The sequence below is a fragment of the Paraburkholderia caffeinilytica genome, from assembly GCF_051027425.1.
Classification (GTDB): domain Bacteria; phylum Pseudomonadota; class Gammaproteobacteria; order Burkholderiales; family Burkholderiaceae; genus Paraburkholderia; species Paraburkholderia caffeinilytica_A.
The window spans coordinates 1,990,182-2,008,610 of the sequence record NZ_CP186552.1; the positions used below are offsets into that span (position 1 = coordinate 1,990,182).

The following is an 18,429-nucleotide window of genomic DNA, read 5'->3' on the forward strand; positions in this document are numbered from 1 at the left end:
GGGCGAAGTTCTCCCGAATCGCGCGCCTGTGCGGTCTCTCGCACGACGGAACTTGCGAAAAAGTAGGTGGTACAAGATGGACCAGTTCAAGGAGCTACAACTGTTCGTTGAGGTTGCCGAAACGGGCAGTATCAGCCGGGCCGCGGAAGCGGTAGACCTTTCCATATCCGCGGCAAGCCGCTACCTGATTTCGCTGGAGACCCGGCTTGCTGTCCAGCTCGTGCGCAGGACGACACGCAATCTCTATCTCACGCAGGCAGGGGCGGAGTTCCACCGGCGATGCAAGTCCATCCTGGCCGACCTTGGCGAAGCTGAGTCGGTCATCAAGGATGCAACGGTACGACCGAGTGGCGTACTTCGCGTCACTGCATCGCTCTCGTTCTGCATGCTGCACATTGCACCCATGCTTCCGGAGTTTGCGGCGCGTTATCCGGACATCACGGTGGACGTGGTAGCGGCCAATCGTTACCACGACATCATCGAAAATGGCATCGACGTTGCAATCCGTACCAAGGTGCTCGAGGCAGACAGCAACATTACGGTAAGGCGGCTCGCCGCAACCCGGCGAATACTGGCCGCGGCTCCTTCGTATATCGAAGCAAATGGTTCGCCGCGCTTCCCGGCGGAACTGGTCAAGCACAAGGTATTGAACTACGGACTCGCCGACAATCCGCGCGAGCTCGTATTCTGCCGAACCGGTGAGTCGGTTCTCGTCAAGGTCAGACCGCTTCTTGAATCCAACGACGGCCAGATACTCAGGGTTGCCGCACTCGACGGCATGGGTATTCTCGTGCAGCCCAAGTACATCGTGTACGACGACCTCAAGGCCGGCCGCCTCGTTCCGGTGCTGGATGACTGGGATCTGCCACGGCTCACGATGAACATTGCATTCCAGACCCGAACTCATATGCCGGTAAAGGTTCGCCTGTTTATCGATGCACTCGTCGAGCGGTTTCAGCAGAACGAGTACGAGCGGCACTGGACCGCGTGACGGTCACGCGGAAGGGGCAATCATGCATATGCTTTCTTCTATTTTCCCAGTCTGCGCGAAAGAGATTCCCTTTTTAGCTCTGTTTTGCCGAGTTTGACGAATATAGACTCGCTTCAAAGCTGAACGAAAATATCGAAGGAGACGCATCATGCAGCAAGCAGCATCTTCTGTTTCCCAATCCTCCTCACCGTATTTTGATGAAGCTCACTCAGCGGACGTCGTCAACGCCCGCATGGGTCAGAATGCCGATGCGCGACTGCGGCAGGTGATGGAGATTCTGGTCAGGCATCTGCATGCGGCGGTGAAGGAAATCGAGCCGACGCACGAAGAGTGGTTCGCCGCCATCCGATTCCTGACCGAAACCGGCCAGATGTGCACCGACTGGCGCCAGGAATACATCCTGCTGTCGGACATTCTTGGTGTTTCGATGCTCGTTGACTCCATCAATCATCGTCGGCCGAGCGGGGCGACTCCCAACACAATTCTCGGCCCGTTTTATGTTGCGAATGCACCCGAATACGAGAATGGCGCGAACATCTGCCTGGACGGAAAGGGCGAATCGCTGGTTGTCGCGGGACGTGTGACGAACATTGAAGGCACACCTATTCCGAATGCGAAGCTCGAGGTCTGGCAGACCAACAACGATGGTTTTTACGACGTCCAGCAAAAGGGGATCCAGCCGGACTCAAATTTGCGCGGCGTATTTAACTCGGACGCTGAGGGCCGCTACTGGTTCAAGTCCGTCAAGCCGCGCCACTATCCGATTCCATCAGACGGGCCGGTCGGAAAACTTCTCGGTGCAATAGGCCGCCACCCGAATCGTGCCGCGCATCTTCATTTCATTGTGACTGCGCCGGGCTACGACCCTGTCATTACCCACATCTTTACGCCTGATTGCCCCTATCTCCCCGAGGATGCGGTGTTCGGCGTCAAGCGTGAACTGATTGCCGAATTCAACCAGATTGACGACTCCGACGCAGCGCGAGAGCTTGGGTTTGCGGCTCCTTTCTGGTCGGTGAACTGGGATTTTACCCTCGCAAGCTCCGCGAATCCGACGCCGGCAATCGCCTGATCGTGCATCGTGCAGGAATGCATAGCGTCAAACGTTTGTCGAACGTTTTGAATCAACCTGAACTACAGGAACACACTGAAATGAGCGCCAAAGAGATCGAACTGCTGGCTGCGTACTGGACTATTGCGGGCGACGTCTATCCGTGTGGACCGGTCGAAATCAGTCCGTTTCCGCTGCGGGACCGTTGCGTAGCGGCATCGCGTGCCGGCTGGAGCGGCATCGGCCTCATCCTCGATGACCTCGAGTACAGCATCGGGAAATACGGGCTCTCCGGCGTCAGGAATATTCTGGACGACACGGGCATGAAGTACTTCGAACTCGAGATTCTCATGGACTGGTACCTCGACGGCGAGGCGCGTGCGAAATCGGACAGCTTCCGCCGCCGTGTCATCGAGCTGGGGGGCGAACTGGGCATGCGCAATCTGAAAATCGGCGCGAACCCCTTCGACGAAAATCCGGCCGACTTTCCGCGCATGACCGACGAATTCGCGAAACTTTGCGAAGACGTGGCGACGGTTAATGCGACGGTCGCAATCGAATTTATGCCTTTTTCTCCCATCCGGAACATCGGCGAAGCGCTGAAGATTGCTGAAGGCGCCGGCCAACCCAACGGTGGCTTGATGGTCGACCATTGGCACGTAGCACGCGGTGGCAGCCCCTATAGCGAGGTCGCCCGAATTCCCGCGCGCTTCATCAAGGGCGTAGAACTGGACGACGTAGGCACGCAAGTCAGAGGAACGCTGTTCGAGGACTCGAGCTTTAACCGGCAGCTTTGTGGCGAAGGTGCAGGCGACTGTCCCGCCTTTATCGATGCTCTGCAACAAGCGGGCTGCACGCTTCCTTACTACGGCGTGGAGCTCATCTCCGAGTCCCACCGGAAGTTGCCCCTCGACGAAATGGCAAAGCGCGCCTACGACACCACGCGCGCGCAGTTCCTGGAAAAAAGCGCGACTTCCGTCTGACGCTATTGGCCTTAAATCAAAAAGTACTTCTGGAGATTCACATGATTCGTATCGCTGTACTCGGCGCTGGCCGGATTGGTCGCATTCACGCTGGCAACGTTGCCGCGAGCCCGAACGCGAAGCTCGTTGTCGTCGCCGATCCGGTTGAGAAGGCCGCCACCTCGCTCGCCGAAAAACTCGGCTGCGAAGCGTCGACGGATTGCTCGGCTGTCCTCGAGCGCAACGACATCGATGCCGTGGTGATCGGCACGCCGACGGATACGCACATCACATTCATGTTGCAAGCCGTGGCGCGAGGCAAGGCGGTGTTGTGCGAAAAGCCCATCGATCTGGATATGGAAAAATCGATCGCGGCAGCCAGGGAAGTTGAGCGCCTCAACGGCCGGGTGATGCTTGCGTTCAACCGCCGCTTCGACCCGACCTCCCAGGCATTTCGTAAGGCGATCGACGCCGGCGACGTGGGCGAGGTGCGTCAGGTTGTCATTTCGAGCCGCGATCCGGGCATGCCGCCTCGCGATTACGTCGAGCACTCAGGCGGCATTTTCCGCGACATGGTGATCCATGACCTCGATATGGCCCGCTGGCTGCTCGGCGAGGAGCCGGTCGAGGTGATGGCAATGGCAAGCCGGCTCATCGACCCGTCGCTGGCAGAACTCACCGATTTCGACACGGTCATGGTGCAGCTTCGCACGGCTTCGGGCAAGCAATGCCACATCAATTGCTGTCGCGAGGCGGTGTACGGCTACGACCAGCGCATGGAAGTCTCGGGTTCCAAGGGCATGCTCCTGCAGGAGAACCTTCGGCCTTCGACGATCCGCCGCTGGACGAAGGAGGCGACCGATGTCCGCGAACCTCTCCTCAACTTCTTCCTCGAGCGGTACGAAGCGGCCTACAAGGCTGAACTCGAAGCGTTCGTCGAGGCGCTCAATACGAACTCACCCCTGCCGACCTCGGTGCAGGACGGCCTCAAGGCATTGCGCCTGGCTGATTGCGCACTCGAGTCCGCGGTGTCGGGAAAATCGGTCAAGGTGTAACGGATAACCAGGAGGGGACAAGACATGACGCGAAAGATCGGTGCAAACGAAACGGTGGGCGTGGTGTGCCTCGGCATTACCCATCCGCACACGTCCGGCCGGGTCAAGGCAATCCAGCGTCGATCCGACGCAAAGATGCTCGGTGCGTGGGACACCAGTCCGCTGCTTGAACCGTTCGTGGACGCGCTAGGCCTCGAAGCACGCACGAAAGAGGACATTCTCGCCGACGACAACGTACACGTCGTGCTCGTGCACTCGAAGAGCGAGAAGATGGCCGACCTGACCATTGAAGCACTCGAAGCCGGCAAGTCGGTGCTGTGCGAAAAGCCCGCGGGCCGCAGTTCCGCGGATGCCAAACGGATCGTCGCTGCGGTTGAACGTACCGGCGGTCTCGTCCAGGTCGGCTACTGCTGGCGCTTTGCACCATCGGTCGACGCGATGCAGGCGGCGTTGAAGAGCGGCCGCCTTGGCAAGGTGGTCCAGGTGCGCGCGCACGGCGGTTGCTCGCATGATGAGGCGGGAACGGCTCACATGACCCAGCCGGGCGATATCGGCGGCGCTGTCTTTGTTATCGGCTGCCACCTCGTGGACCGCATCCTCCTGCATTTCGGCATGCCACGGTCCGTCAACGCGCGCATCACCAAATTCCCGAACTTCCATGGCGATGAGTCGCGCGAGGATGCAGCGGGCGCGGTGCTGAACTACGAAGACAAGATCGTGGTCATCGACTTCATGTCGTGGGACGTGCTGCCCTGGACGGAAAGCTGGGACATCACGGCGTATGGCACCGAAGGCATTATGTCTTCCCGCTCGCTGCCGTCGAGCTACAAGATCTACGACGCGGGCAAGGGCGCCTATCCGGAAGGATGGACCGAATGGCAGGAAACGAGTTTCCCCGAGATCTGGGCGACAAAGAAGACCGAGTATTCGCCCGATATTGCTGAAATCGGGAACCCGGTCTACTTCGACCGCGAGTCGAATGCATTTTTCGACGCGCTTCGTAACGGTACGCCGTCGGTTGTCCCCGCTACGCAAGCGTACAACATCAGCCGCGTCATTGAGGCGATGTTCGCCTCGTCGAAGCAGGCCGGCGCAGAGATTTTTATCGAGTAGGAAGGCGAACGGCTGGTCCCCCTGTAGGGCCGGCTACCAGAAACTGACTGGAGAAAGTCAGAATTGAATTATGTAATCCTAATCAGGAGACAAAGAATGAACATTATTAAGAACATCGTGATGGCCGCAGTCGCCTCATTTGCATTGTCTGCGGTGTCGCTATCCGCTTACGCACAGGACAAGGGTGTCATTGGCATTTCGCTGCCGGACAAGACGGAATCGCGCTGGATCACCGATGGCAAAAGCATGGTCGACGCGCTGAAAGCGAAGGGCTATTCCGCCGATCTCCAGTACGCCAACTATGACGTGCCGACTCAGGTCAACCAGGTCGAGAACATGCTGGCGAAAGGCGTCAAGGCACTCGTGATTGCGCCGATCGACGGGAAGACCTTTTCCGACGCCCTGGCGCTGGCGCAAAAGAATCACATCAAGGTCATCTCGTACGACCGTCTGATCAGCCAGACGAAGGACGTCGACTACTACGCGACGTTCGACAACTACGGCGTGGGTGTTCTGCAAGGCCAGAGCATCGTTGCCACCTGGCAGAAGAAGGGCAGTAAGACTCCTTTCAACATTGAGGTCTTTGGCGGCTCGTCGGACGATAACAACGCGCATATGGTCTACGCCGGCGGGATGTCCGTACTCAAGCCGTACATCGACAGCGGGAAGTTCGTGGTTCGCAGCAAGCAGGTGGCATTCGAAAAAGTCGCCACCCGCAACTGGGATGGCGCCACGGCCCAGTCCCGCATGGATAACCTGCTGAGCGCTTTCTATGGCAACAACCGGCTCGATGCCGTATGGACGCCGAACGACGCTATCGCAATCGGTGTGATTTCGTCGCTCAAGGGTGTCGGCTACGGTTCGGCGCAGCAGCCGATGCCGATCGTCACCGGACAGGACGCGGACCTGCAGAACGTCAAGGGAATCATACGCGGCGATCAGACCACGACCGTGTTCAAGGATACGCGCAAGCTGGCCAGCATCACGGCCGATATCGTGGACGACGCGCTGACTGGAAAGACCGTGCCGGTGAACGACACGAAGAGCTACAACAACGGCGCCAAGATCGTTCCGACCTATCTCGTGAAGCCCATTCTCGTCGACAAGGACAACTGGCAACCGGAGCTCGTTACGAGCGGGTATTACACGCAGGCGCAGTTGAAGTAACAGTGTCCTGATCCTGGTGGAGTCCGGAAGTCTTGTGGCCGCCCGGGCTCCACTGCGCAGACACGTGTTGTACGTGACCAACCCGAGGAATACGACGATGGACGCGATCCTGGAGATGAACGAAATTCAGAAGAGCTTTGGCGCGGTCAAAGCCCTGAATAACGTCAATCTTAAAGTCCGCAAAGGTGAGATTCACGCCATATGCGGCGAAAACGGCGCCGGCAAATCGACACTGATGAAGATCCTGAGTGGCGTCTATCCGCACGGCTCCTACGCAGGCAACGTGGTCTACGAGGGTGAAGATCGCGCGTTTTCGGATATCTCCGACAGCGAGCAGGTGGGGATCATCATCATTCACCAGGAACTCGCACTCGTGCCCATGCTCTCGATTACCGAGAACATTTTCCTGGGTAACGAACAATCGAAGCGGGGCGTGATCGACTGGCAGGGCTCCCGCTCAAAGGCGAAGGACCTGTTGGCGAAGGTCGGCCTGACTGACTCCCCCGATACGCTTGTAGGCACACTTGGTATCGGCAAACAGCAGCTTGTCGAAATCGCCAAGGCATTATCGAAAGAGGTCCGCCTGCTGATCCTGGACGAACCTACGGCAAGCCTTAACGAAAAAGACAGTGACACGCTGCTCGATCTTTTGCTGGAACTGAAGGCGCGCGGCGTGACGTCCATCATCATCTCGCACAAGCTCAACGAGATTTCACGCGTCGCCGACGGCATTACGGTGATCCGGGATGGTTCGACTGTCGACGCACTCGACTGCAAGGCCGGGGGCGTGAGCGAAGATCGCATCATCAAGGCGATGGTCGGCCGGGAGATGTCCGACCGTTATCCGAAACGTGTGCCGAATATCGGCGAGGTGATTTTCGAAGTCAGGGACTGGCGCGCACAGCATCCGACCCAGCGGGAGCGCGCTGTCATCAAGGGCATCAATCTCAAGGCGCGAAAGGGCGAGATCGTCGGTATTGCCGGACTGATGGGTTCTGGCCGGACCGAATTCGCGATGAGTGTCTTTGGTGGAACGTACGGCCAGGACATTTCCGGCACCGTGCTCATGCATGGAAAACCGGTAGACGTTTCGTCGGTACAGAAGGCCATCAAAGCGGGTCTCGCCTACGTGACAGAAGACCGTAAAGGAAACGGCCTGGTCCTTGACGACACCATCCAGCGAAACATCAGCCTGGCGAACCTCGCAGGCGTGTCGAAACTCGGGGTGATCAACGAACACGCGGAAATAACCGTCGCGGCCGATTTCCTGAAGAAGCTCCGCATCCGCGCCCAGGGCGTAACCCACGTCGTCGCCAATCTGTCTGGCGGCAATCAGCAAAAGGTGGTGCTGAGCAAGTGGCTGTTTTCGGGACCCGAAGTACTCATTCTGGATGAGCCCACGCGCGGCATTGACGTGGGAGCGAAATACGAGATCTACAGCATCATCAATCAGGCAGTTGAAGCGGGTAAATGCGTTGTCATGATTTCCTCGGAAATGCCGGAGCTTCTTGGCATGTGCGACCGCGTTTACGTCATGAACGAAGGCCGCTTTGTCGGCGAGTTCACCGCGGAAGAAGTCTCGCAGGAGAAGATCATGCGGGCAATTATGCGAAACGGAGGCATTTGAAATGCGTAAGGCACTTTCGCCGGCAGCACCACAGGACACCGGCGTTAAAAATAGTAGCGAAATCGTTCGGGCGCTCAAGCGCGGCGCCAGTGAATATGGGCTGCTGATTTCGCTCGTCGTCATCATGGCATTCTTCCAGGTGTCGACGAGCGGCGTATTGATGCAACCGCTCAATCTGACGAATCTGGTACTTCAGAACAGTTATATCGTCATCATGGCGCTCGGCATGCTGATGGTGATTGTTGCGGGCCATATCGATCTCTCGGTTGGTTCGACCGCAGGGTTGGTGGGCGCGCTCGCAGCGGTACTGATGGTGCAGTTCAATGTCAGCTACGTGCTGGCCACCATCATCTGTTTAGTCACCGGCGCGCTGATCGGAGCCGTTCAGGGTTACTGGATTGCGTTCTGGCGGATGCCGTCGTTCATCGTCACGCTGGCCGGCATGCTGGTGTTTCGCGGGCTGACAAACCTCGTGTTGCAGGGTCAATCCATTGGACCCTTCCCCGACACTTTCGCTGCGTTCAGTTCAGGCTTTATTCCTGACGTCTTTCACGGGCAGAGTCTGCACATCACCTCCATCCTGCTTGGAATTCTGGTGGGCGTGCTCTTTTTCGCGATTGAACTTCGGCACCGCACGAGCGCAACCAAATACGGGATGGGTAACGGATCGTTCTCGATGTTCGTCGCGAAGAACGTCATTCTGACCGGCCTGATTGTTTTCCTCTGCAGCATCCTTGCTTCGTATCGAGGCCTGCCGACGGTTCTCGTCATCATGGGCGTGCTGATTGGTGTTTACACCTTCGTCATGAATCGCACCACCATTGGCCGTCGGATCTATGCAGTGGGTGGCAATGCCAAGGCGGCCAGGTTGTCCGGGGTCAGTGTTCCGGCCGTCAGCTTTTTTACCTTCGTGAATATGGGTGTTCTGGCAGCCCTGGCCGGCCTCATTTTCGCCGCCCGCCTGAACAGCGGCACGCCGAAAGCCGGAACGGGGTTCGAACTCGACGTGATCGCTGCATGCTTTATCGGCGGTGCGTCTGCTTCCGGCGGAGTCGGGAAGGTGGTCGGCGCGGTAGTGGGGGCCTTCATTATGGGTGTCATGAACAACGGGATGTCGATTATGGGCATCGGCGTCGACTACCAGCAGGTGATCAAAGGCGTGGTGTTGCTCGCGGCCGTCTTTGTCGATGTCTACAACAAGAACAAGGCCTGAGCTTCGGATTCCGGACGTGCAGCTAGATGGTGCGGACGAGAAGTAGCCAATTTCAACGGCAGAGTACCCGGCGGATTCAGATCACGCATCTATAGATAGGGATGCCTGAAGAATTTCGCTCGGGCATCGGTAGCAAACACGGAATCGAAATGATTAAACACATCGTTATGTGGGATGTTCGCGGTGAGACGCCGGAGCAAAAGAGGAAAACGGCTCAACTGGTAAAGAGCGCTTTTGAAAGTCTGGCCGGAAAGATTCCGGGACTAACGAAGCTCGAGGTCGGTATGGACGTGAGTGGGGTCGACTACGCCTGTGACGTCGTGCTCTATACGGAGTTTGAGGATACTCAGTCGCTGGAGGCGTATGCGTCCCATCCCGAACATCTGCGCGTCAAGCAGGTCATTGGGGACAGCCGCATCGCCCGGCACCAGGTCGATTACATCTGAGTCGTTGAACGATAGGGAATCCTATGTACGAATTTACCTATACGACGTCCGCCTCGCGGGTGGTGTTCGGCGCAGGGAGCATGAAACTCATCCAGCAGGAAGTCGAAACGCTGGGAGCGCGCAGGGCGCTGGTTTTATGCACGCCGGAGCAGCGAACGCAGGCGGAGATCGTTTCGTCTCTTCTCGGTCCGTCGAGTGCCGGCGTCTTTGATGGAGCTCAGATGCATGTTCCCATTGAAAACGCCCGCCGTGCGCGCGAGTACGCGAGGGCGGTTGACGCGGATTGCGCGGTGGCCATTGGCGGAGGCTCGACGATTGGTCTTGGCAAGGCCATTGCTCTCGAATCGTCTTTGCCGATTATCGCGATTCCAACGACCTACGCCGGTTCCGAAATGACCCCGATCTACGGCATTACGGATAACGGGCTCAAGCAGACAGGCCGCGACCCAAAAGTTCTGCCGAAAACGGTTCTTTACGACCCGGAACTGTCGATCGGTTTGCCAGCGCATCTCTCGTTCGTGAGTGGACTGAATGCAATCGCACATGCTGCCGAAGGTTTGTACGCGAAAGATGGAAACCCGGTCATGTCGCTTATGGCGGAAGAGGGAATCCGTGCACTCGCCAATGGTCTGCGTGGCGTGAAGAAGAGCAGCAAGGACAGGACGGCGCGCAGCGATTGCCTCTACGGTGCGTGGCTGTGCGGAATGGTTCTCGGCAACGTGGGTATGGCACTCCATCATAAGCTCTGCCACACGCTTGGTGGGACGTTCAATCTTCCGCACGCGGAGACGCATGCGATTGTTCTTCCACACGCGCTCGCCTACAACAGCATCGTCGCTGCGGACGCGATGACACGAATTGCACGTGCGCTCGATGCGAAGTCTGCCGCGGATGGTTTATACGACCTGAGCGAAGAGTTGGGTGTGCCTCGTGGGCTGCGTGAGATCGGACTGCTTGAAAGCGACCTCGACCGTGCGTGCGAGGTCGCGATGTCGAATCCGTACTGGAATCCGCGCCCGGTGGAGGCGGCGGCGCTCAGAGCATTGATCCAGCGTGCCTGGGAAGGGAGTCGGCCGAGCCCTTGATGAGTCGCCGCGGCATCGTCGCGGAGTCGCCGCGATCTCAGTGACAGAATTTGCAAGACCGCGCCTCAGGGCGCGGAATGCCTCAGGCGAGCATCTGGCAAAATCTCCAGAAGGACGCCAGAAATGGAGGCAGCTTGCACACGGTCGAATACCGCTTTTTCACCATTTGGCGCATCGATGCACCCGTGCAGGAAGTTTGGGTGGCGATCCAGGATTCGGCGCGCTGGCCCGAGTGGTGGAATAACGTCGAGCGCGTGGACCAGCTGGAGGCGGGCTCCGAGCAGGGCGTGGGTGCCGTACAGCGCTATACGTGGAAAGGCTGGTTGCCCTATCGCCTCGTGTTCGATATGCGGGTGACGCGCGTCGATCCGCTGGTCGCGCTGGAGGGACAGGCCAGCGGCGACGTAGAAGGTGTCGGCCGGTGGAGTTTTTCGACCGACGGACGCAACCTTACCGTAGTCCGCTACGACTGGTGCGTGCATACGAACCGCGCATGGATGAACGCATTGGCGCCGTTGTTGCGGCCGGTTTTCCAATGGAACCACGATGCCGTAATGCGCGAAGGCGGCGCCGCGCTCGCGCGACGGCTGGATGCGCGGCTGGTTGGCATCGAGCATGGATGAAGTCCGTCACATTACGGCAGTTGTCCGGCCAATCCAGGCTGCTATTTCGTCGCAACAGTCAGACTGGTGCAGGCAAGGTTCTACAACCTTGCCTTACCGTCGCGAAGCAAATCAAACGTAGCGCATCTCGTTGAGGTCGGCGATGAGTGTCGGGCCACTCGGATGCCAACCCAGCCGCGCCTGGGTTCGGGCGCTGGAAGCCGGAAAATCCATGCCGACAAACATCCCCATCCATCCGAAATGCTCGGCCGCTTTTTCCGGCGCGATGGAAACAACCGGCAGGTTCAAACCTCGGCCAAGGGCCTCGGCGATCTCGCGGCTGCTGACTGCTTCCTCGCCAACCGCGTGATAACGCGCGCCCGGTTCATGCGCTTCCACAGCGAGACGGTAAAGACGCACCACATCGAGCAAATGGCCCGCCGGCCAGCGGTTATGGCCTTCGCCCACATAGGCCGAGACGCCTTTTTCACGGGCGATCGTGACGAGTGGCGTGATGAGCCCCTGCTTGACCGTGTTGTGAACCTGCGGAAGCCGCACGACCGACACGTTGATCCCTTTCTCCAATAACTCATTTCCCATGAGTTCGGACGCGATACGCGGATTGGGATGGTCGATGTTGAAGACGTCTTCGGTTGCCAACTGGCCGAGCCCAGGGTTGCCAATTCCGGTCCCGGAGGTGATGACGAGAGGACGATCGGAGCCTGCGAGGGCGGAGCCGAGCGCGGCGATGGCACGTTTGTCCTTTTCGCAATTCTCGACAAACCTTGTAAAGTCGTGATCGAAGGCCGTGTGGATCACGCCTTCCGCTTTCGCGGCGCCACTGCGCAAGCTCTCGGGATCTTCCAGGCTTCCCCGATGCACCTCGGCTCCCGCAGCGACGAGCGCCTGAGCACCCGTTTCCGAACGGGTCATACCGATCACCTGATGGCCAGCGTTGATGAGTTCGGGGACGAGGGCCGAACCGATGAATCCGGTTGCACCCGTGAGAAAGATACGCATGACAAAGCCTCCTTGGTAGTCAGGGGCGTACTATCCGGCCATTCTTTACTCGTTAAAAGTAGTGAGATCATCCTATTAAAATGATTAACAGGCTTGTGCGCGCAAGAGAAATCAAATGTGAAATCGCGCTGCACTTCGCTTACGGAGCGGTCTGCGCGCGGATATAACGGCGCGAGGCTGGGGAGCCGATCGTTAATGCGATTCCTCTGCTGCTCGAAACACCTTTAAGGCCGACGAGCCGAATACCTGGCTGATCGATCCGAAGCGAGCCAGAGCGGGTGTTTTTGGCCATCCGGAGCTGGCGGCCGATTTCTCGGTAATGAGACGTCAGACAACTAAGGGCGCCAGCCAAGCTACGAACAAATTACACAAAATTAGCGATCCGACGGCCAATTCGGGTAAATACGAATCCAAGTATTTCGACAGGGTCAGATTCATCTTGTATGATGACGTATATCAAATTGCTCCACATGGAGCGACGTCGCATTCGCGCGGGTCGAGCGGCTTGCTCCTCAACGGAATTGCCGATAGCCGGCAACGTGACGATGGTGTCGCGTGGGGTGGAGTCCCAAATATTGATCGCCACTGCCGGCTGACGAAGATCGGAGCGATGACCGATCGCGTCGCGATTAGACGGGCGAGCTAAGCGCAAGCGCAGTACTGCAGTGTGTGCCGTATTTGCGAAATCGAAGACTCAGGTTTTGTGTTGTTTATGTCGTAAACAAATCGACAACGGTTAACTGGATCGGTAAGTATGCGTAATCTGACAATAAGAAACAGTCTCCTTGCCGTCCTCGTGCTTTTCGCGAGCATGATTCTGATCGGCGGCGTAGTGGGGGTGCTGGCACTGGGCCGTTCTAATGACAACGCTCGGCGCTTACACGAAATTGCCAGCCAGGAAGTGCTGGTCAACAACGCCTACAAAGACTCCACACGCACCCGCGCGGCTATGACGCGTGCGTATTCGGCATTGAAAGAGCGCAATGACGAAGCGACCCGCGATTCGGCGCTCAAGAGCGCTGCCTCGACATTGGCGCGCGCGGACCATGAAACCCAGATGTTTCGTGATGCTACGAAATTTGCAGGTCAGGACGACGCGCTGAAACAGAAGCTCATCGATTCCTCCAATGCGTTAGCCGCGATTCTGCAGACAGCGTTCGCCGCCTTGCAGCGGGGCGATACGAATGCTTACGTATCGATCAACGATAAAGATATCACTGCGGCCGGCGTCGCCTATTCGGCCAATGTCGAGAAGTTCCAGAACCTCGCCGAGGCACTTGCCCAGGATTCCGCCGCGCAAGGTGACCGTGAATACACATGGGTCGTCACAATGGTCGTGGTGGGGGTGGCCTTGGCCCTCGCATTGGTGGTGGCCGTGCATTTCGCTTTGCGGGAGATTGTGGTCCGCCCGCTGCAACTCGCGTCGGATATGCTCAACCGCATCGCGGGAAGCGATCTGACGGTATCGATTCCGGAAGGCGGCAGAAGCGAGTTGGGACAGCTGTTTACATCGATGTCCCGGATGCAGACAGGACTGGCGACAACTGTGTCGAATGTGCGTGTGAACTGTGAAGCCATCCATGGCGGTGCGCGTGAGATCGCTGCAGGCAACCTCGATTTGTCGAGTAGAACTGAGCAGCAATCTGCATCGCTCGAAGAAACGGCGGCAAGCATGGAAGAACTGACTTCGACCGTCAAGCAGAACGCCGACCATGCCCGCCAGGCCAGCAAGCTCGCCGCCAGTGCGGCGGATGTTGCGCAGCGAGGCGGCAGCGTCGTGCAGCGGGCCGTGCAAACCATGACTGCGATCACCGCCAGTTCGAACAAGATCGCGGAGATCACCGGCATGATCAACAGCATCGCATTTCAGACCAACATTCTGGCTCTGAATGCAGCGGTCGAATCCGCGCGTGCCGGCGAGCAGGGCCGTGGCTTTGCCGTTGTCGCGGGCGAGGTGCGCACGCTCGCGCAGCGCAGCGCGGTCGCGGCGCAAGAGATCAAAACGCTCATTGCCGCCTCCGTCGGCGATATCCGTGAAGGAAATGAACTCGTTGTCCAGGCCGGCCAGACCATGAGCGAAATTGTGGGGGCGGTGCAGGGCGTCGCGACCATCATGGCTGAGATTACCTCGGCGACGGTTGAGCAGAGCACCGGCATCGAACAGGTGGGGCAGGCCGTCAGCCAGATGGACCGGGTGACGCAGCAGAACGCCGCGCTAGTCGAGCAGGCCGCGGCTGCCGCGAATGCACTCGAGCAGCAGGCGCAATCGATGACGGATGCTGTTTCGGCATTCCGCCTCAATCGGGTTTGACCATCACCCGTATCTAGCAAACACATCCATCGCGCCTATGCCGGCGCGGCAATGTGCTGCCATCGGCCGGCTTTCTTTCGAAAGACTGGGACGGCCGATGCCGGCTATTCATATTCGATCCATTCAACCATTTCAACGGAGTGTCACGATGAGCGTTAGGGCCACCATGGTAGCGGCAGCAATCCTGTTTGCGGGTGCGTTGGGATCGGGGGCATCTCAGGCTGCTACGTATGCCTACGTATCGAATGCCGACAGCCAGGACATCTCTGTCTTCAGTCTCGACAAATCGAGTGGCTCGCTCACCGCGGTCGAGACCGTGCCGGTTGGCGGCACGATCATGCCGATGGCGCTTTCGCCCGACCATCTCCGGCTCTATGCCGCGTTGCGTTCCAAGCCATATGCCGTGGTGAGCTTCGCGGTCAATCCGCTCGACGGCCGCCTGATCGAACTTGGCCGGGCGCCGCTGGCGGATAGCATGGCCTATGTCTCGACGGATGCGACCGGCCGATACCTCTTTTCCGCATCGTATGGCGGCAATCTTCTGGCAGTGAACAAGATCGCCGCAGACGGCGTGGCCGGCGAAGTCCAGCAAACCGTCAAAACCGGCCCGATGGCTCACGCCATACGCAACGCGCCGGACAACCGTTATGTTTTCGCGTCGGTGCTCGGCTCGGATGCGTGGCTGCGTCTGAAATTCGATGCATCGAACGGTCAGTTGACCGAAGACGCCGCGCCCGCCTATTCGTTGCCGGAGAAGTCGGGGCCGCGCCACTTTGTCTTCTCGCCGGATCATCGCTTTGTCTATCTGATCGATGAGCTCGACGGCAAGCTGCATGTGCTCGCCTTCAATAGCGCGCGTGACACGGTCAAGTCCATCCAGACCGTTTCCATCCTGCCGCCCGATTTCTCCGGCGACAAGCCGTGGGGTGCGGATTTGCACGTCACACCGGATGGACGTTTCCTGTACGCCACCGAACGCACGTCCAGTACGCTGGCTGCCTATCGGGTGAACGCGAAGTCGGGTGAGTTGACGCGCATTGGCACGTATCAGACGGAAAAGCAGCCGCGCGGATTCAGTATCGATCCGTCGGGCAAGTATCTGCTGGCGGTCGGCCAGTTGTCTTCGAACCTGAGTGCTTATCGCATCGACAGCAAGTCCGGCGCGCTGGCTGCGATTGGACAATACCCTGTGGGTAAGGGCGCGAACTGGATCGAGATAGTCGAGTTCGAGGGAACAGGCGGCAATTGAGAATTGAGGCACGCGTAAGCCGAATGTGGCCGTGATGTGCACCGCGGTCGAGCGGGACAGTGCTCATATTCAGATCAAAGAAGACGCCAGTCGCAAGCCTGTTTAGTGTTGGCCGGAACACCACCCGTGTTCCGGCAATCCATCTTCCTTCCCACGCGTCCCGCATTAACACTGCCGTTACTGCTGCCTGCCCCTGCTCCGCATTCTCATGCAATGCGCAAACCGAAACGTCACCTCATCTGCTGCGCTCAGTCGCTGGATCGTCGGCCTTCGTCCTCGCCCAAACCTTACAAAGTAATAACGCGAAAGTCTAAAAGTATGGAAAATTTGCGCGTAAACGATAATTGGTATGAAGAATAGATTGTGGCTGCCGTTAACTGAATACATGGAGCACTTGCCGCATCCCCGGACGGCATTGCCGACTATCCGGCGACGCGCGAGCGCCGTTGGATCTATTTCCTTGTTCCAATTTTTTCACGTTGACGAAGCAAGCTATGAATATCGGCAATATGAAGCTCGGCGCCAAACTAATCTGCGCCTTTATCCTCGTATCGGTCATCAGTGCCATCGTCAGTGTGATCGGTGTCCGCAGCATGGGCCAGATCAGCGACAACGCGGACACGACCTATCGAATGGATCTCGTGGGGCTCAACCAGATCCAGCAAGCGAACGCCGATGTACTGAGAGTCGGTACCTATCTGCGCAACGCCATTCTGGCTTCCACGGCCGAGCAGCGGACCGCCTCGTTAGCCCAGGCCGAAAAAGCCCTGGCTTCGGCGCGCGAGCACCTCAATCAGGCCGAACCTCTTGTCTACACCGATAAAGGGAAGGCGACCTTCGCCGATCTCGATCGAGGCTGGCATGACTACATCCAGGCCTTCGATGAAATGAAAGGGCGGATTAACGCCGCCGGGCTGCAGGATCAAGCCGCCCTGACTGCCTATCTGTTGGGCGAATACCATGAGAAGGGTTTCAAGACCCTGGTCCTGATGGGCACGCTGGTCAATGTGAAACAGAGCGACGCCCAGGCGACGGCCGGATCCAACGACAAGGTGTACGAGGACGGCCGCAATCTGATGCTTGTTCTGGTGATCTTGTCCGTGTTGATCGGTTGGGGAATCGGCGTCTGGATGGCGCGCAGTCTGACGCGGCAACTGGGCACTGAACCGGCGACCGCCGCCAGCCTCGCCAGAAGCGTGGCAGCCGGCGATCTCAGCGTAAGCATCGACCTCCGGGCCGGCGACACGACCAGCCTCATGGCATCGCTGAAGGCAATGCGTGATGCGCTGGCGCAGGTCGTGGCCGAAGTCCGCGAGAACGCCGAAGGCGTGGCGACGGCGAGCTCGCAGATCGCACAAGGGAATCTGGATCTGTCGAGCCGTACAGAGGAACAGGCAGCATCGCTCGAAGAAACCGCCTCGAGCATCGAAGAACTGACCGCCGCGGTCCGTCACAACACGGACAACGCGAGGCAGGCAGCAACGCTCGCCGGTACGGCCTCCGGCATCGCCCAGCAAGGCGGCGAGGTGGTCGGGCAGGTGGTCGAAACGATGCGCGATATCTCCGCCAGCTCGACCAAAATGTCCGAGATCATCAGTGTGATCGAGGGTATTGCCTTCCAGACCAACATCCTCGCGCTCAACGCGGCGGTCGAAGCGGCTCGTGCCGGCGAACAGGGCCGCGGCTTCGCTGTCGTGGCCGGTGAAGTCCGCGCGCTTGCCCAGCGCAGTGCCAGCGCCGCAAAGGAAATCAAGGACCTGATCGCTGATTCGGTCAACCGGGTGGAGGTGGGCTCGAACCTTGTCGAGCAGGCGGGCGGCACGATCAATGAGATCGTCGCGTCGGTGAAGCGTGTCACCGATATCGTGGGCGAAATCTCATCGGCGTCGCAAGAACAGAGCACCGGCATCGAGCAGGTCAACCAGGCCGTCAACCAGATGGACCAGGTCACCCAGCAGAACGCCGCGCTGGTGGAAGAAGCTTCGGCGGCGGCTCAGTCGATGGCGCAGCAGGCCCAGGGCCTGCGCGCGGCGGTAGCCTTCTTCAAGATCGACGTCAGGCGCGCATCCATGTCGCCTGCGAACACCGCTCGGATGGAACCACGTCGGACGCAGCCGAAAATTCACACGTCTTCCCCTGCAAGGTTGGCACAACCCGCGACGACACCACGTTTAACAAGTGGCGCAAGCACCGCGGTCGCGACCAGCGCCAGTGAGACTGCCGACTGGCAGACATTCTGAACGGAGCAACGCGTTCAGGCTGGACGACAACCCGTAGTCGAACGGACCGAGGTTCGCGGTTCACGCGCGCCGCATGGTCGATAACACCTCGCAGCGCTCGCCTCAGCCATTGAGGCCGTGCATGCGAGCGACGTCGTAGCCGGAAAAGAGTACTCACGGATGGAGACACGGGCCCGTTTCAGGCGGGCTCGATGAAGCAGCACGGGACGCGATTGCAGCCGGTGTGCAACGCGCTCAGGGCCGTCTCGCTGTCTCCGCATACCGGCGTTGTGCCGCCGGCTTCGTCACGTTGCTCTT

At 58.8% G+C, this 18,429-nt stretch carries 15 protein-coding genes; 14 read left to right on the forward strand and 1 reads right to left on the reverse strand.

From position 1 onward, the window contains the following. The first annotated feature begins 76 nt into the window (after positions 1 to 76). From ACOSV0_RS08750 to ACOSV0_RS08800, 11 genes are all read left to right on the forward strand, one after another. Positions 77 to 991, forward strand: a complete 915-nt coding sequence (locus ACOSV0_RS08750; RefSeq protein WP_434109919.1) for a LysR family transcriptional regulator — start codon at positions 77 to 79, stop codon at positions 989 to 991. A gap of 148 nt (positions 992 to 1,139) precedes the next feature. After that, positions 1,140 to 2,063 carry an intradiol ring-cleavage dioxygenase gene (locus ACOSV0_RS08755; protein ID WP_434109920.1) on the forward strand — a complete coding sequence of 308 codons (924 nt, stop codon included), beginning with the start codon at positions 1,140 to 1,142 and terminating at the stop codon, positions 2,061 to 2,063. Between the two features lie 80 nt (positions 2,064 to 2,143). After that, a complete protein-coding gene (locus ACOSV0_RS08760) occupies positions 2,144 to 3,025 on the forward strand; it encodes a sugar phosphate isomerase/epimerase family protein (RefSeq protein ID WP_434109921.1) in 882 nt (293 codons plus the stop codon). A 41-nt stretch (positions 3,026 to 3,066) separates the two neighbouring features. Continuing rightward, positions 3,067 to 4,059 (forward strand): inositol 2-dehydrogenase, encoded by a 993-nt coding sequence (gene iolG / locus ACOSV0_RS08765; RefSeq protein ID WP_434109922.1) that lies wholly within the window; start codon positions 3,067 to 3,069, stop codon positions 4,057 to 4,059. Positions 4,060 to 4,083: 24 nt separating this feature from the next. Beyond that, on the forward strand, positions 4,084 to 5,172 hold the full coding sequence (locus tag ACOSV0_RS08770) for a Gfo/Idh/MocA family protein (protein ID WP_434109923.1): 1,089 nt from the start codon (positions 4,084 to 4,086) through the stop codon (positions 5,170 to 5,172). Positions 5,173 to 5,268: 96 nt separating this feature from the next. Next, entirely contained in the window at positions 5,269 to 6,339 is a 1,071-nt protein-coding gene (chvE, locus tag ACOSV0_RS08775; protein WP_434109924.1) for a multiple monosaccharide ABC transporter substrate-binding protein, read from the forward strand. Positions 6,340 to 6,436: 97 nt separating this feature from the next. Continuing rightward, on the forward strand, positions 6,437 to 7,966 hold the full coding sequence (gene mmsA, locus ACOSV0_RS08780; protein ID WP_434109925.1) for a multiple monosaccharide ABC transporter ATP-binding protein: 1,530 nt from the start codon (positions 6,437 to 6,439) through the stop codon (positions 7,964 to 7,966). 1 nt (position 7,967) lies between these two features. Further along, positions 7,968 to 9,179 carry a multiple monosaccharide ABC transporter permease gene (gene mmsB, locus ACOSV0_RS08785; RefSeq protein WP_434109926.1) on the forward strand — a complete coding sequence of 404 codons (1,212 nt, stop codon included), beginning with the start codon at positions 7,968 to 7,970 and terminating at the stop codon, positions 9,177 to 9,179. A 149-nt stretch (positions 9,180 to 9,328) separates the two neighbouring features. Next, on the forward strand, positions 9,329 to 9,625 hold the full coding sequence (locus ACOSV0_RS08790) for a Dabb family protein (RefSeq protein ID WP_434109927.1): 297 nt from the start codon (positions 9,329 to 9,331) through the stop codon (positions 9,623 to 9,625). Positions 9,626 to 9,648: 23 nt separating this feature from the next. Beyond that, entirely contained in the window at positions 9,649 to 10,710 is a 1,062-nt protein-coding gene (locus ACOSV0_RS08795; protein WP_434109928.1) for a maleylacetate reductase, read from the forward strand. A gap of 134 nt (positions 10,711 to 10,844) precedes the next feature. Then, positions 10,845 to 11,333 carry an SRPBCC family protein gene (locus tag ACOSV0_RS08800; RefSeq protein ID WP_434109929.1) on the forward strand — a complete coding sequence of 163 codons (489 nt, stop codon included), beginning with the start codon at positions 10,845 to 10,847 and terminating at the stop codon, positions 11,331 to 11,333. Between the two features lie 111 nt (positions 11,334 to 11,444). Here the strand turns inward: ACOSV0_RS08800 and ACOSV0_RS08805 are convergent, their stop codons facing one another. Continuing rightward, positions 11,445 to 12,332, reverse strand: a complete 888-nt coding sequence (locus ACOSV0_RS08805; RefSeq protein ID WP_434109930.1) for an SDR family oxidoreductase — start codon at positions 12,330 to 12,332, stop codon at positions 11,445 to 11,447. A 754-nt stretch (positions 12,333 to 13,086) separates the two neighbouring features. Here ACOSV0_RS08805 and ACOSV0_RS08810 point away from each other — a divergent pair. From ACOSV0_RS08810 to ACOSV0_RS08820, 3 genes are all read left to right on the forward strand, one after another. Continuing rightward, positions 13,087 to 14,643 (forward strand): methyl-accepting chemotaxis protein, encoded by a 1,557-nt coding sequence (locus tag ACOSV0_RS08810; protein ID WP_434109931.1) that lies wholly within the window; start codon positions 13,087 to 13,089, stop codon positions 14,641 to 14,643. A 148-nt stretch (positions 14,644 to 14,791) separates the two neighbouring features. Continuing rightward, on the forward strand, positions 14,792 to 15,892 hold the full coding sequence (locus ACOSV0_RS08815; protein ID WP_434109932.1) for a lactonase family protein: 1,101 nt from the start codon (positions 14,792 to 14,794) through the stop codon (positions 15,890 to 15,892). A gap of 494 nt (positions 15,893 to 16,386) precedes the next feature. Next, a complete protein-coding gene (locus ACOSV0_RS08820) occupies positions 16,387 to 18,132 on the forward strand; it encodes a methyl-accepting chemotaxis protein (RefSeq protein ID WP_434109933.1) in 1,746 nt (581 codons plus the stop codon). Positions 18,133 to 18,429: the final 297 nt, after the last annotated feature.